The following is a 13,248-nucleotide window of genomic DNA, read 5'->3' as shown; positions in this document are numbered from 1 at the left end:
AGGGTTGGAGGACAAAGGTGGCTCCGGTTTCCCACGGGACTCACGGAATTATCCTCCCTTGTTACCTACGTTCAGGGGGCAGTCTGCTCCAGCGCCTGCAGGTCGTCCTCGACTTGTTGCATACGCTCCTGCACCAAGGCCTGGACCTTGGCGTCGCTGGCGCTTTCGCGCATCAGCGTGGTGAGCTTCTCGCTCAGGCGCTTGCCTTCCTCGCTCTGGCCCAGTTCCCTGGCCTTGGCCGGATCGCGGGTGGCCTGAACGATGAGGTCGAACTCGGCATCGCTGAAGTGCTCCTCGCTGTACAACCTGAACAGGTCCTGGCGCTGGTCGTCGACGGTCAGGTGCTTGCGCAGCACGTCCTTGATCTTGTCCCGGGGCACCTGCGCATGGGTCATGGCCAGCAGCCCGGCCATGCGCTCGATGTTGTGGTCGTAGGCTTCCTGCAGGGGCAGGTTGGCGAGGATCTTTTCCTCGCGGCTGGGCTTCTGGTCGCAGGCAGCGAGGGCGGCGAGCAGCAACACGGGGAGCAGTAGACGGGGCAGGCGGGGCATGGTGGGGCCTTGGGCACGGTAAGGCCTGGGAGTGTACTGCAATCCCATGGTCGAGGAATCAGCGTTGCAGCGGATTGCGCAGGCGTACCCAGAGGATCGCCGGCAGGGCCATCAGCAGCCATTTCAGGTAGCGGTTGACTTCGTAGTGTTCGCAGGCGACGCCGATGAGGGTGCAGACCATCACCACGGCCACGAACTGGATCATTCTTTCCATCAGCAGGTTTCCAACATTGCAGGGGCCGGACGGGCCGCGGGCGCACTGTAGCAGGAGTCGCAGGCGCCGCAGGCCGGCATGCCACACGGCGTAACACTTTTGCGCCGCTGGCAGGTGCCAGGTTGGCTATTGTGCGGCAATCCCACCAGCCAGGGAAGGTAGCCCCCATGACCCTCTACAAAGATGGCTAGCCAGCGTTCTGCGCCACCTGCGGCAGTTCCCTCGGGGCCATTGACGATGCGCCTACGGTGGCCTTGCTGCTGGGCAGCTTCGATGCCAAGGGCGACCAGGCCCTGCGCCCGGCACGCGCGTCTGCACAGTCTGACAGATCCTTCCAGCCTTCCTGCACAACACTCAACACCGCGTTCATTTTCATTCCCGCTGTATTCGCCTACCGTCTCCTTCCACCCCCATCACAAGGAGATCACGCATGCCTGAGCTTGCGTTGTACAAGGTGAAACTGCTGGATGAATTCGAGGCCCGCGAGGACGACTGGAGCTTCAGCCACTTCGAGCGCCGCCTGACCCAGGTCAAGCCCGCCGCCAACTACCAGGATGCCAAAGGCATTATCAAGGCCGCCCACCTGGCGAACAACTGGCCGAAAACGGTCCGGCGCTACCTGCTGAGCAACTACCGATTCCACGGCAATGTCAGCAGTGAGCTGACTGAAACCTTCGTGCAGGTGCTGGCGGGCATGACGCCGTTGGAGCTGCAGGCGTGGAGGTTGCCGCCTGCAGGATACATGGGCTGAGATGCAGGCTGTAACCTCTGCTCAGCGCTATGACAAACGATGCTGGGGTCGCGAAGCGGCTCCAGCCCTTTCAGGCGCGAAACCGCAGTACCCGCGCCCCATCATACGGATCGATCAGGTAGTGGGCCTGAACCCCGAATGTCGCCGATATCCGCTCCGGCGTCAGCACCACCTCCGGTATCCCCAAGGCAACCAACCGTCCTTGGTCAAGCACCGCCAACCGGTCACAAGTCAACGCCTGGTTGAGATCATGCAAGGCCACCAGGGTCGTCACCGACAGCGCTTGAACCTGCCGCAGCAGGCTCAGTTGATGCTGGATATCAAGATGATTGGTCGGCTCGTCCAGTAGCAGTACCTGCGGCCGCTGGGCCAGGGCCCGGGCGATGTGCACGCGCTGGCGTTCGCCGCCGGACAGCTCGCCCCACAGGCGCCGACGCAGGTGGCCGGCGTCGGCGTCGGCCAGGGCCTGCTCGACGATGGCACGGTCGTCCGCGCCGAACGGCGCCAGGGCCGACAGCCACGGCGTGCGGCCGAGGGCCACGGCGTCGTAGACGCTGATGGCGTCCAGGGTGTCGGCCTGCTGTTCGACCAGCGCCAGGCTCTGCGCAACGCGCCGACGCGGCATGCGCTCAAGCGCCTCGCCCAGCAAACGCACGCTGCCACTGCTGGGTTCGCGCAGGCCGGCGAGCAGCTTGAGCAGGGTGGACTTGCCCGAGCCGTTGGGGCCGACCACACCGAGGGTTTCGCCGGGCATCACGCTCAGGTCGATGTCTTGCAGCACTTCGCGGCCGCCCAGGCGCAGGCCCAGCCCCTCGCAGACTAGCGGGGCGTTGGCGAGGGCGGTCATCACGGTCATGGACGCCCCCGGCGGCTGACCAGGATCAGCGCGAACACTGGCGCGCCGATCAAGGCGGTGACCACGCCCACCGGGATCACCTGGCCGGCGATCAGGGTGCGCGAGAGGATGTCGGCGACGATCAGGAACAACGCGCCGCCCAGCGCGCTGGCCGGCAGCAGGCGGCTGTGCCCGGGGCCGAGCAGCAGGCGCAGGGCGTGGGGGATGACCAGGCCGACGAAGCCGATGGCGCCGACGATCGAGACCATCACCGCGGTCACCAGCGCCGTGCAACTGATCAGCAGCAGTTGCGTGCGCCGCACCGGCACGCCCAGCGATGCCGCCGAATCGGCACCGAAGGTGAACGCGTCCAGCGCCCGGCGGTGCCACAGGCACACTGCCAGCCCGACCAGGGCTACCGGCAGCGCCAGCCACACCGCTGGCCAGCGCACGCCGCTGAGGTTGCCCAGCAGCCAGAACAGGATGCCCCGGGCCTGTTCGGCGGTGGCCGACTTGGTGATGAGGAAGGCCGTCAGCGCGTTGAACAGTTGCGAGCCGGCGATGCCGGCGAGGATCACCTGGGCGTTGTCGTGGCGACTGCCGCTGGCCCGCGACAGCACCAGCACCAGGGCGAAGGCGGCCAGTGCGCCGATGAAGGCACCGGCCGACAGCGACAGCACCGCGCCACCGAGGCCGAACAGTCCCACCGCCACGGCACCGGTCGAGGCGCCTGCCGACAGGCCCAGCAGGTACGGCTCGGCCAGCGGGTTGCGCAGCAGCGCCTGGAGGATCACCCCGCAGGTCGCCAGCCCCGCGCCACAGGCGGCGGCCACCAGGGTGCGCGGCAGGCGGTAGTTCCAGACGATGCCGGCGTCGATGGGGTCGAGCGCATGGCCGGCCTGCCACAGCTGGTTGGCCAGTACCTGCCAGACCACCTCGGTGCTGATTCGCGTCTCGCCGATGGCGATCCCGGCGAGCATGGCCAGGCACAGGGCAAGCAGCGCGAAGGCGCCGATGGGCAGCAGGCGGCTCATGGCTGTGGTGCTTTACCGCTGGCGAAGGCGCTGGACAGCACTTCCAGGCCACGGAACAGACGGATGCCGGCCTGCATGGCGTCGGCGTCGAGGACGATGATCCGGCCTTGCTTGACCGCGTCCATGTTGCGGGTCACCGGGTCGCTGCGCAGGAACTCGAGCTTTTGCTGGTAGTCGTCGGCGGGGTAGCGGCGGCGGTCCATGCGCGCGACGATCAGCCAGGTGGGGTTGGCCCTGGCCAGGGTCTCCCAGCCCACCGCCGGCCATTCTTCGCGGGACTCCACCACGTTGCGTACGCCGAGGGTCTGCAGCATGAAGTCGGCCACGCCCTGGCGACCGGCGACGTAAGGGTCGACCTTGAGGTCGGCGCTGGAGAACCAGAACAGCGCGCTGGTGTGGCTCAGGTCCTGGCCGGCCAGGCGTTGCCGGGCCTGGTCCAACTGGCCCTTGAGCTCGGCATTGAGGCGTTCGCCGCGATCCTGCACGTCGAAGATCTCGGCCAGCTGGCTGACGCTCCTGTAGATGGTGTCGATCCTGAACGGCTGCAGGCGGGTACCGTCGGCGCCCACCAGGTTGTCCTTGCCTTCGCAGTCCGAGGGCAGCAGGTAGGTGGGAATGCCCAATTCTGCGAACTGTTCGCGGGTGCCGACCGCGCCCTGGGGGCCGACCATCCATTCGAACTGCGCGGTCACCAGCTGCGGGCGCTTGCCGACCACTGCCTCGAAGCCCGGTTCGTTGTCGGCCAGGCGCTCGACCTTGTCGTTCTGCGCCTTGAACTCGGGCAGCACGTTGTTGAACCACAGCGAGGTGCCCGCCAGCCGCTCGCCCAGGCCCAGGGCATAGAGCAACTCGGTGCCGGCCTGGCCGATGGTCACCACGCGCTGCGGGGCCTGGGCGAAGGTCTGCGGCAGGCCGCAGTTGTCGACGGTCAGCGGGTAGCGGGTGGCGTCGGCGTGGGCCAGGCCCGCCAGTGACAGGCCGGCGAGCAGGGTGGCGAAGCGGTGCGGCATGGTGGGGCGATCTCCTGTCGGGTGGTGCACGGAATGGCCCACGGACAGGCATCGCCAGGCGTCGTGCGGCAAGCACGCGGCCAGGGGCGGATGACCATCCCGGACACCCCGCCGGTTGGTGAATGCGTGCCGGCAGGTCTCCTGACTGGTGCGTCCTGGCCGGCGCCGGCCTTCCCGGGTCGGCAGACCCAGTGGCATCGATGGCGCAGGCTCGGCACCTACAGTTGCGGGGGCAGTTCCCTTTGGCCCGCCCTCGGCGCGCCCGGGATTCCCTTTTGATTCCGTGTGGAAACCGGCGGGCGGCATGGTAGACCATCGGGCCATCGGGTGAAAACGCTTTTACAGGTACTTGAGCCAGGCGATGTCGCGCCGCCGCGCCTTGAGCCGGGCGAAGCCGCGCACCGGCAGGTACAGGGCGATCGCCAGCAGCACCGCGACCAGCCACACCGCGCCGATGCCGTCGAAGCCGAAATAGCTGCCCTGGTTCAGGCCGAACAGCCCCACGCAGGCCACATACAGCAGCTTGAGCACATATAGGTGCAGCAGGTAGAAGAACATCGGCGCGGCGCCGAACACTGCCAGCGGGCCGATCCAGCGGGCGTCTCCCGCACGCTCGAAAGTGCGCAGCAGCAACAGGCCAGCGCCCAGGGTCAAGGCCAGGAACAGCAGCGACGGCGGGTATTTGGTGATGTTGAAGAAGCTCATCAACGTCTGCCCGCCGTTGGCGTAGAAGGTCCACGGCGCCTCGCCGTAGCCATTGAGCAGGCGCAACACGACAAAGCCGAGCAGCAGCATCATGCCGCCCAGCAGCAAGCGCTGCTGGCGCTCGCCGGCATCGCTGCCGCGGCCGAACCAGGGGCCGAGCCCGTAGCCCAGGGCGATCACGCCGATCCATGGCAGCACCGGGTAGGAGGTACGCAGGCGCAAGCCGTCGGGCAGCTCCAGCCAGCTGCGCTCGTGCAGGATCGCCCAGGGTACATGCAGCGCCGAGTGCGGCGCGAAGTGCAGGCCATCGAGCAGGTTGTGGCCGGCGACGATCAGCGCGCCGAGGGCCAGCAGCAGCGGGCGTGGCAGCCACACCAGCAGCGACAGGGCGATCATGCTCAGGCCGATGGCCCAGATCACCTGCAGGTAGATCACGCTCGGCGGCAACTGGAAGGTCCAGGCGAAGTTGACCAGGCTGAGCTCCAGCAGCACCAGGAACAGGCCGCGCTTGAACAGGAACGTCGCTGCATCGCCCCGGCCTTGGTGCTTTTCGCCGTAAAGCCAGGCCGACAGCCCGGTGAGCAGCACGAACACCGGCGCGCACAGGTGCGCCAGGGTGCGGCTGATGAAGAGGCTGGGGTCGGTCGCGTCGATGGTCATCGGGTCGCTGACCTGACGGTGCAGGAAGAAGGTTTCGCGCACGTGGTCCAGCAGCATGAACAGGATCACCAGGCCGCGCAGGGCGTCGATGCTGTGCAGGCGTTGGCTGGGGAGGGCGGTCGGGAGGCTGGTCATCGAGGAGGGTCGCTGGCAGAGGTATCATTCAAATGAAATGTTATTTTATTTCATTTATTTGTACCTGGATACAGCCATGCGCTGGCACTCCACTTGAATCAGCCCTGAATCAGTGGTCCCAGCCGCTCGGCCAGGGCCTGGACCGTCGCGCTCACCTTGGGCAGATGCCCACGGTTGCGACGCCAGGCCAGGTTGATCGGCAACCCCTCCATCGCGTACTCCGGCAGCACTTGCTGCAACGTCCCGGTGTCGAGCTGGCGCTGCACCAGCCAGGTCGGCAGTTGGGCAATGCCGTGCCCGGCGCTGATGGCCAGGGCCTGCCCCTCGGCATCGCCGATGGCCAGGCGGCCCGGCATCGGCCGCAGCTGCGCCAGGCCCGGGCGGGCGCCGGCGAAGTGCAGGGCCGGCGTGCTGCCGTCGGCGCAGGCGTAGAGCACACAGCCCTGGGCCTGCAACTGCTGCAGGTCGCGGGGCGTGCCGTGCCGGGCGAGGTAGGCGGGGGCGGCGCAGAACACCAGGCGCTGGCTGCCCAGGTAGCGGTGCTCGATGCCCGGCTGCCAAGTCTGTGGTCCACCGATGCGCACGACGATGTCGATGCCGTCCTCGGCCAGGTCGACGAAGCGGTCGGAGAGGGTGATGTGCGGTTGCAATCGCGGATGCAGCGCGGCGAAGTCGAGCACGGCGGGCAGCCCGTGCAGGCGGCCGAAGGTGGCCGGCAGGTCGATGCGCAGCTTGCCGCAGGGGGTCTTGTGCTCGTCGTTGAGGGCCAGTTCGGCCTCTTCGATCTCCGCCAGGACGCGGGTGCAGGTGCGGTAGTAGTCGGCGCCACTGTCGGTCAGGGCCAGGCGTCGGGTGGTGCGCTCGAACAGGCGCACCTGCAGGCGTTTCTCCAGGCGGGCCACGCCCTTGCTTACGGCGGAGCTGGTGAGGTTCATGCGCTCGGCGGCGGCGATGAAGCTGCCGGCGTTGGCCACGCTGACGAAGAAGTCGATGTCTTTCAGGCGTTCCGAGGCGGACATGGCATGGGTTCGCGATTATTGAATATGGTTCACTTGATAAGGGAATATCTACCAGTAATCGGAACAACATTCCAGATTAAGCTGGCCTGCCATTCATCGAGGATCGCAGTAGATGTCCACCTCCAGCTTGACCCATGCCACCCTGGCGCGGCCGGCGCCGCGTGCTGGGCTGTCGATCGGCCTGTTCGCCGTCGGCGGCTTTGCGGTGCTGACCACCGAGTTCCTGATTCTTGGCCTGCTGCCCGCGCTGGCACGTGACCTTGGACTGTCGGTGGCAGGCGCGGGCCAGTTGGTCACCCTGTTCGCGGTGACCGTGATGCTGTTCGGGCCGCCGCTCACCGCCTGGCTGTCGGCCCTGCCACGCAAGGGGCTGTTCATCGCCATCCTGCTGCTGTTCGCCGCCTCCAATGCGCTGTCGGCGCTGGCGCCGAACGTCTGGGTACTGGCCATGGCGCGGTTCCTCGCCGCGTTGGTCCTGCCGGTGTACTGGGGTACCGCCAGCGAAAGCGCCGGGCAACTGGTGGGCCAGGGGCGCGAGGGCTGGGCGGTGGCGCGGGTCTACTTGGGGATCACGGCGGCGTTCGTCTTTGGCATCCCGCTGGGCACCCTTGCCGCCGGGATGGTCGGCTGGCGCGGCAGCTTCTGGTTGCTCGCCGGGCTGTGCCTGCTGGTGGCGCTGCTGATGTTGGCCTGGCTGCCACCCCTGCCGGCGGTCCCGGCCCGCGCCGCGGGAGAGCGGCAGTCGGTGATTCTCAAGGACCGTCGTTTCATCGCCCATGTGCTGCTGTCGGCGCTGGTGTTCACCGCCATGTTCACTGCCTACACTTACCTGGCCGAGATCCTCGAGCAGCTTGCCACCGTGCCGGCCAACGCGGTCGGTTGGTGGCTGATGGGCTTTGGTCTGGTGGGCATGCTCGGCAACGCCCTGGCCGGACGGATCGTCGATCGCAGCCCGCTGCGGGCCACGCTGTTGCTGTTGGCGATGCTGGCCTTGGGCATGGGCCTGGTCACCCCGGTGATCGGCAACCCGCTGCTGCTGGTGGGCGCCCTGGCCTTGTGGGGCATCGCCTACACGGCGCTGTTCCCGGTGTGCCAGGTGCGGGTGATGCGGGCCGGCGCCAAGGCCCAGGCCCTGGCCGGGACCCTCAACGTGTCGGCGGCCAACGCGGGCATCGCCGCCGGTGCCGCGCTGGGGGGCGCGGCGATCCAGGGGCTTGGTCTGGCTGCACTGGGTTACGTGGCTTGTGGGTTTGCTGTGTTGGCGTTGATGGCCACGCTGGTGCTGCAACGGAGCGAGTGAGTTCTGCTCCACCGTCCAGCCAAGGCGCGGTTACGCCATAGGGGAGACGGCAGCCGGGTTTGAGATGGCTGCAGAGCGACTTGTTGCAATCCTGCCGATCCTTAGTCAATCAGCCAGGCAGGGGCGCCTTCGATCAGGACACCGCCATGGCTGGTCTTGTCTCCCTGGCGTGCCGCAGCTGAGTTCATCCCCTCTGCCCGCGCCACTGATGACGGTGCCTTCCCCGTGGAGAGTGCAAAGGTGGTGATGGTCGACTCGGGCGGTGACCAACGAGTCAGTTGACCCTCATTTGCGCTTCCTTTTACTTGGCTGGACAGGGGCTTGCTCGAAAGCCTCCGGGGGAGGAGGTGCGGCACGGACGTTGAACAGGTGGCAGACGATGTACCAACAGACGGCGAGAGTGAAGTTGTAAGGAAACAGCACTGCCCAAAACGGTAACTGCCAGTTTTTTTTGCCCTGCATTTCCCCAGGTTCGCCGGTTCGCCAAGGGGCGTAGTGACGCCAGGCTTCGCCTGGTGTCAGACAGATGGCGTGCAGAGGTTTGTGCCACCAGTTGGGTTCGCGGGGAGGAGGGAGTTTGGCCGGGCCGTTGTTCATGAAGTGGCGAAGGTATTCCCAGACTTCGGCGACGTGCTTGATGCCGGATTCGGTGGGTTCGTTGCTGTCGACCCATAAGCAATCTTTTTGGTGCAGGCTGCCATCCTCCCGAGGTGGGGCGAAGGCGAGTGCATAACTGGTGCTGAAGGATGAGCCGCCGAATTCAGTGCGTTGGAATACGCCTCCGTATAAATTTTTCCAATTAAAGGTTATAAGTTTTTTGCCTCGCTGATAGTAAATTTTCTTGGTTGAGCAGTTGAAATAAAATCCAGAGAGGTTTCTTATAAAATAGACTCGGTAAAGTAGGAAGGGGAGAAAAATTAAGGGTGAAATTGTCATCATGGCTATGAAGGCAAGATCGAGGGCGTCGATGTTTAATGATTTTATTGATAGTAACTCTGGGTAGATAGTAATCATTCCTCCGAGGATCAGTGCTGTATAAGTTTTTCCCATAAAAACGGAGTCTGTTACCCATGGATTTCGTAGGCATAATGTGTTGTTATGCAAATTTACTAGCTGTCCAGTAATTGCGGCTTCATTTTCGGATTTTGAGTTTATAGTAAATATCCATTTAACTGTCATGGTCAACGCTCGAGACGAAAAATTGAATTAACCTCATTTTTTCATTCAAGCCTTGATTGGAGCTATAGACTAAATGCAGTGAGGCATGATTTTGGTGGGTCAGCGTGTGCTTGAAATGCAGAATCAAGCCGGCGCCCACAACGTAGCAAACAGCAGAAAGTGGAAATACGACCATTTCACCGTCTTCACGAAGGCTGCTCAAGCTACCTGACCATTCGCTTGTGCCTACGATGAAGCCCGGTAGGAATACTGTGAATTCCACGGTGGATTGTGTAGTGGTGACTTCGTTATGGGTGATGGCGGTCCAGTTTGCTGGCGCCCAGTAATTATTTTCATACCAACCGCTGTCGACTCCGGTTATACCAAAGTATCGCGCTTCTTCTGCAGATATTAACCTTGGTCCGTAGTGCTCGTCGTGCCAGGCTTTAAGTTCGTCTTGCAGTGAGGGAAATTCAGGAAGTTTTTGTTCGTGATCCAGAACGATCTCGGAACGTGCCTCTCCATCGTTTTTACGATTGCCGAATATGCTCCGTGCTGCCCAGAATTCAATAGGGGAGTGCAGGTGCGCATGTGCCTGGGCGTGAAGGTATAAGCCTCCGGCAATAATCGCTATTCCTAGAAGCACTAGCCCGGCTGCGGCCCACCCAGCAAAGGGCACTACTGACGTAGCTCCCGCAACTGCGAGTCCAGCTTCTAGGGCGACCACAGAACCAGCAGCCACGGTCAGTCCACCGCCCACCGTATACCAAGCGGCGGTTGAGTTGCCGTTACTGTGCTGGCGCCACGCCTTTGAGAAATCAGAAAACAAGCCAAAGCCAATTGCGGGATATCCCGCTAAGCGCGCAAAGAGATTACTACTTAGGAACTTGATCACTCCGTTACCAAACGCCATCCCCGGCGCCGTTGCACTCAATCGCAGCATTACGGCTTGCTGCGTTTTTCTCACGCTAACCAATGTCGCCGCGGCCGCACCAATCACCCCGAAAATCGACGCCGCAAACCCCAAGGTGTATTCCGGCGCATCGCTTTTCTGCAGGCTGTTGTAAGCCGTCTTCAGCGAGATCACGTTGAACCACAGCATCCCGGCGTTCAGACCACCGCCTCCGCCCGAAGTAAGCAACCCGAGCAAGTTGGGTTTAACCCGCGCAGTGGTGGTCAACTCAACCGCCACCGTCCGATTGCCCGAAATACGCAGCTGCTTCATTTCCTCAACCTGCGCCATGCCGCTCTTCAAATACCGCTCCACCTCCTGGCTGAACGGGTTTTCCCGGATGGCCTGGTCGGTGATCTGGTAACGCGCCGCCAACAGCCCCAGCGCTTTCTCGGCATTGGCCTCACGCGCCGCCAGCAGCACCTGCTGACGCAGGGTGTGGCTGGCATCCCAGCGGGTTTGGCCGCGCAGGCGTTTGAGCACCACGGCGTTGACGGACTGGGCAGTGAGATCGGTGATGTCGGCAATGGCCGGAAAACGCCCGGCCAGCCCTTCGATGACATTGTCGCTGCCCCCCAGCACACCGCCGGCCGCATCGGCTTTGTCCTTGAAGGGGTTGAACGGCGCCAGGGCGGTGTAGAGCGGGCTGTCGTGCTGGTCCAGCCACTGTTCCAGGCGTTTGAAGCGCAGGTCTCGGTCTTCGGTACCGGGTGTCGGCTGGCCCATCGGGTAAATCAGCAGGGCCAGGGCGATTTCCAGGCCACGGGCCGAGATGCGTTCGTTGCGGTCATAGCACGCCAGTGCGGCGGCCAGGCTGTAGGGGGCATCGATATGCGCAGCTTCGGCCGTGGCCAGCCACGCGTCGTGGTCATGACTGGCTTGCAGGGCAAGGTTGCGCAGGCCTGCAATGCGCTGCTCCAGCTCATCGCGTTCGGCGAGGAACTGCAGGTATTTGTCGGTATCGATGCGCAGCGCCAAGCGCGCACCGTTGGGGGAATAGTCCTCGTGAGTGAGGGCCCGGTAACGTGCCTCGGCCGGGGGGAGAGGGCGTCCTGTGCGGGTGGACTGCAGCCTTGTCTCGACCACTTCGGTAGCGGGCATATCCGCCGGGTACATCGTCTCCAGGGTTTTGTTCAGCAACAGGGCGACCAGGTTGCGATGGTGAAAATCGCGGCTCTGCTGGCTGAGCCGTTCGGCATCGAGCTGGTAGCACGCCGGTACGCCTGCCTGCTCGGAGCCTTGTGCAGGTTTGGTGTGTTCCAGCTGTTCGGCGGGCATCAGGTCGTGCAGTTGGTGCTGGTAGGCCGAGACCGACAGGCTCAGGTCCAGGGCCACGCCTTCAGCATCAGCCAGCGCCACCACCACCGGTATTTTCGGCTGGGTGCTGGGATAGTCCCGGGCAATGGCGTTGAGCCTGCCGATGGACAAGATGCCGGTGGACGCGTGGCTGCTCCAGGTCAGGGACATACGCCGGCTTGCCGGTTTGTAGTCTTCGACCCAGTTTTGCAGCGCACTGAGCGGCAGTACATGGGGCTGGGTGGAGGGGACTGGGTTGCCGGCAATCAGCTCGGCCATGTCGAGCTGGCGCATATGCCGTTTGCGCAGGGCTGCTGAAGCGGTGATGCGGGCAGTCGTGGCGTTGGTCCACAGGTGCGGGCTGTAGCCGATCCACACTTCCTTGGCGGTATCCGGGCAGGTGCCAGGTAGCGTTCGCGCAAGTGGTAGCCTTCCAGAGGCCCTGGTAGCGCAGCTCCCGGTAATGTCCTTCGCCGTCGTACTCATGAATGATCAGCTTTTCGCCCTGAGGACCTTTCATGAACACGTAGATGTAGCCTGGGCGCAGCGCGCGCAGGGTGTAGGATGAGTGCTGCAGCGGGGCGAAGCCTTGTTCCAGGTTGAAGCCTGCGCCTGCGTAGCGACAGGCCGGGGCATCGCCCGTGCGCGGGACTATGGCATAGCGCACCGGCAGGATGGGAACGCGTGGGCTGCAGGCAGGGCCGGAGGTGGCGCTGTTGGCAGGAACGTCGGTCATTTACGCTGCCTTTTGGTTGAGCGTACTGGGGCTTCGTCGAAGGCCTCAGGCGGAGGCGGTGCTGCCCGGACATTGAAGAGGCGACACACGCCATACCAGCAGAGGGCGAGGCCGAGGTTGTAAGGGAACAACACGGCCCAGAACGGCAGTTGCCAGTTTTTCTTGCCCTGCATTTCTCCGGGCTCGCCGGTTCGCCAGGGGGCGTAGTGGCGCCAGGCTTCTGCCGGGGTCAGGCAGATGGCATGAAGAGGCCGGTGCCACCAGTTGGGTTCGCCGGGAGGAGGGAGTTTGGCTGGGCCGTGGTTCATGAAGTGGCGAAGGTATTCCCAGACTTCGGCGACGTGTTTGATGTCGGATTCAGTGGGTTCGTTGCTGTCGGTCCAGAGGCAATCTTTTTGATGGAGACTTCCGTCTTTTCGACGGGGTGCGAATGCGAGTGCATAGGAGGTGGTGAAAGATGATCCACCAGACTCTGTGCGCCTGAAAAGACCACCTCCAGTATTGCTCCACTCGAAGACGAATACCTTCTTAAAGCGTTGGTAGTAGATTTTTTTTGTTGAGCGGTTGAAGCAAACGCTTGATAAGCCTTTGATGAACCATATTCGGTAAAATAGAAATGGAAGGAAGGTAAAAGGCATAAGCACCATTCCGGTCATTAGTATGGGTTCAAGTAAAAAATCCTTCCAGCTGACGCTAGAAAATAGAAATGGGTAGAAACCGATCATTAATCCAATAATCATTGCGCAGTAAAGTTTTCCCATGAATACAGAGTCTGTTACCCATGGGTTGCGTAGGCATAAAGAGTTTTTGGATATGTTTAATAGCTGTCCACCAATGGCGGGTTCGTACCCTGAGCATGAGGTTGAGTTAAAAAGCCATATAGTTGCCATGA

The 13,248-nt window shown here is 63.3% G+C and carries 11 protein-coding genes, 1 pseudogene and 1 riboswitch; of the genes and pseudogenes, 2 read left to right on the top strand and 10 right to left on the bottom strand.

What is annotated here, in order from left to right:
* Nucleotides 1-71: 71 nt before the first annotated feature.
* Both ACVWZ5_RS01950 and ACVWZ5_RS01945 read right to left on the bottom strand, forming a co-directional pair.
* Nucleotides 72-551, bottom strand: coding sequence for a hypothetical protein (locus ACVWZ5_RS01950; protein WP_084943696.1), 480 nt, complete (start codon nt 549-551; stop codon nt 72-74).
* A 58-nt stretch (nt 552-609) separates the two neighbouring features.
* Nucleotides 610-765, bottom strand: a complete 156-nt coding sequence (locus ACVWZ5_RS01945) for a hypothetical protein (protein WP_155721651.1) — start codon at nt 763-765, stop codon at nt 610-612.
* A gap of 430 nt (nt 766-1,195) precedes the next feature.
* Between ACVWZ5_RS01945 and ACVWZ5_RS01940 the strand changes: the two genes are divergently transcribed.
* Nucleotides 1,196-1,516, top strand: a complete 321-nt coding sequence (locus tag ACVWZ5_RS01940) for a hypothetical protein (RefSeq protein WP_028691652.1) — start codon at nt 1,196-1,198, stop codon at nt 1,514-1,516.
* Nucleotides 1,517-1,586: 70 nt separating this feature from the next.
* Here the strand turns inward: ACVWZ5_RS01940 and ACVWZ5_RS01935 are convergent, their stop codons facing one another.
* The 5 genes from ACVWZ5_RS01935 to ACVWZ5_RS01915 all read right to left on the bottom strand — a co-directional run bounded on the left by ACVWZ5_RS01935 (nt 1,587) and on the right by ACVWZ5_RS01915 (nt 6,914).
* Entirely contained in the window at nt 1,587-2,372 is a 786-nt protein-coding gene (locus ACVWZ5_RS01935) for an ABC transporter ATP-binding protein (protein ID WP_280084132.1), read from the bottom strand.
* Nucleotides 2,369-3,385 (bottom strand): FecCD family ABC transporter permease, encoded by a 1,017-nt coding sequence (locus ACVWZ5_RS01930; protein ID WP_301141969.1) that lies wholly within the window; start codon nt 3,383-3,385, stop codon nt 2,369-2,371. Before ACVWZ5_RS01930 ends, ACVWZ5_RS01935 begins: the two co-directional genes overlap by 4 nt.
* Entirely contained in the window at nt 3,382-4,395 is a 1,014-nt protein-coding gene (locus ACVWZ5_RS01925; RefSeq protein WP_457340369.1) for an ABC transporter substrate-binding protein, read from the bottom strand. Before ACVWZ5_RS01925 ends, ACVWZ5_RS01930 begins: the two co-directional genes overlap by 4 nt.
* A 114-nt stretch (nt 4,396-4,509) precedes the next feature.
* Nucleotides 4,510-4,707: riboswitch (cobalamin riboswitch) on the bottom strand.
* 27 nt (nt 4,708-4,734) lie between these two features.
* Nucleotides 4,735-5,895, bottom strand: a complete 1,161-nt coding sequence (locus ACVWZ5_RS01920; RefSeq protein ID WP_062573682.1) for a DUF1624 domain-containing protein — start codon at nt 5,893-5,895, stop codon at nt 4,735-4,737.
* Between the two features lie 98 nt (nt 5,896-5,993).
* Nucleotides 5,994-6,914, bottom strand: a complete 921-nt coding sequence (locus ACVWZ5_RS01915; RefSeq protein ID WP_062573683.1) for a LysR family transcriptional regulator — start codon at nt 6,912-6,914, stop codon at nt 5,994-5,996.
* 112 nt (nt 6,915-7,026) lie between these two features.
* Here ACVWZ5_RS01915 and ACVWZ5_RS01910 point away from each other — a divergent pair, with 112 nt between their 5' ends.
* Complete coding sequence (locus ACVWZ5_RS01910; RefSeq protein WP_457340368.1) at nt 7,027-8,214, top strand: MFS transporter; 1,188 nt, start codon at nt 7,027-7,029, stop codon at nt 8,212-8,214.
* Between the two features lie 285 nt (nt 8,215-8,499).
* Here ACVWZ5_RS01910 and ACVWZ5_RS01905 read toward each other — a convergent pair whose 3' ends face one another.
* The 3 genes and pseudogenes from ACVWZ5_RS01905 to ACVWZ5_RS01895 all read right to left on the bottom strand — a co-directional run bounded on the left by ACVWZ5_RS01905 (nt 8,500) and on the right by ACVWZ5_RS01895 (nt 13,246).
* Nucleotides 8,500-9,393, bottom strand: coding sequence for a hypothetical protein (locus ACVWZ5_RS01905; RefSeq protein ID WP_280071577.1), 894 nt, complete (start codon nt 9,391-9,393; stop codon nt 8,500-8,502).
* A 2-nt stretch (nt 9,394-9,395) separates the two neighbouring features.
* A pseudogene (locus ACVWZ5_RS01900) lies at nt 9,396-12,356 on the bottom strand (T6SS effector BTH_I2691 family protein).
* Nucleotides 12,353-13,246, bottom strand: a complete 894-nt coding sequence (locus ACVWZ5_RS01895) for a DUF6708 domain-containing protein (RefSeq protein WP_435768283.1) — start codon at nt 13,244-13,246, stop codon at nt 12,353-12,355. Before ACVWZ5_RS01895 ends, ACVWZ5_RS01900 begins: the two are co-directional and overlap by 4 nt.
* Between the last annotated feature and the right edge of the window lie 2 nt (nt 13,247-13,248).

The organism is Pseudomonas sp. TE6283, assembly GCF_054060555.1.
Note: the sequence above shows the minus strand (reverse complement) of the source record. Positions and strands in the feature narration are given on the sequence as shown.

What these genes read in the sequence shown, in the direction of transcription:
- ACVWZ5_RS01950 (WP_084943696.1), bottom strand. Translation starts at nt 551, where the DNA reads ATGCCCCGCCTGCCCCGTCTACTGCTCCCCGTGTTGCTGCTCGCCGCC.
- ACVWZ5_RS01945 (WP_155721651.1), bottom strand. Translation starts at nt 765, where the DNA reads ATGGAAAGAATGATCCAGTTCGTGGCCGTGGTGATGGTCTGCACCCTC.
- ACVWZ5_RS01940 (WP_028691652.1), top strand. Translation starts at nt 1,196, where the DNA reads ATGCCTGAGCTTGCGTTGTACAAGGTGAAACTGCTGGATGAATTCGAG.
- ACVWZ5_RS01935 (WP_280084132.1), bottom strand. Translation starts at nt 2,372, where the DNA reads ATGACCGTGATGACCGCCCTCGCCAACGCCCCGCTAGTCTGCGAGGGG.
- ACVWZ5_RS01930 (WP_301141969.1), bottom strand. Translation starts at nt 3,385, where the DNA reads ATGAGCCGCCTGCTGCCCATCGGCGCCTTCGCGCTGCTTGCCCTGTGC.
- ACVWZ5_RS01925 (WP_457340369.1), bottom strand. Translation starts at nt 4,395, where the DNA reads ATGCCGCACCGCTTCGCCACCCTGCTCGCCGGCCTGTCACTGGCGGGC.
- ACVWZ5_RS01920 (WP_062573682.1), bottom strand. Translation starts at nt 5,895, where the DNA reads ATGACCAGCCTCCCGACCGCCCTCCCCAGCCAACGCCTGCACAGCATC.
- ACVWZ5_RS01915 (WP_062573683.1), bottom strand. Translation starts at nt 6,914, where the DNA reads ATGTCCGCCTCGGAACGCCTGAAAGACATCGACTTCTTCGTCAGCGTG.
- ACVWZ5_RS01910 (WP_457340368.1), top strand. Translation starts at nt 7,027, where the DNA reads ATGTCCACCTCCAGCTTGACCCATGCCACCCTGGCGCGGCCGGCGCCG.
- ACVWZ5_RS01905 (WP_280071577.1), bottom strand. Translation starts at nt 9,393, where the DNA reads ATGACAGTTAAATGGATATTTACTATAAACTCAAAATCCGAAAATGAA.
- ACVWZ5_RS01895 (WP_435768283.1), bottom strand. Translation starts at nt 13,246, where the DNA reads ATGGCAACTATATGGCTTTTTAACTCAACCTCATGCTCAGGGTACGAA.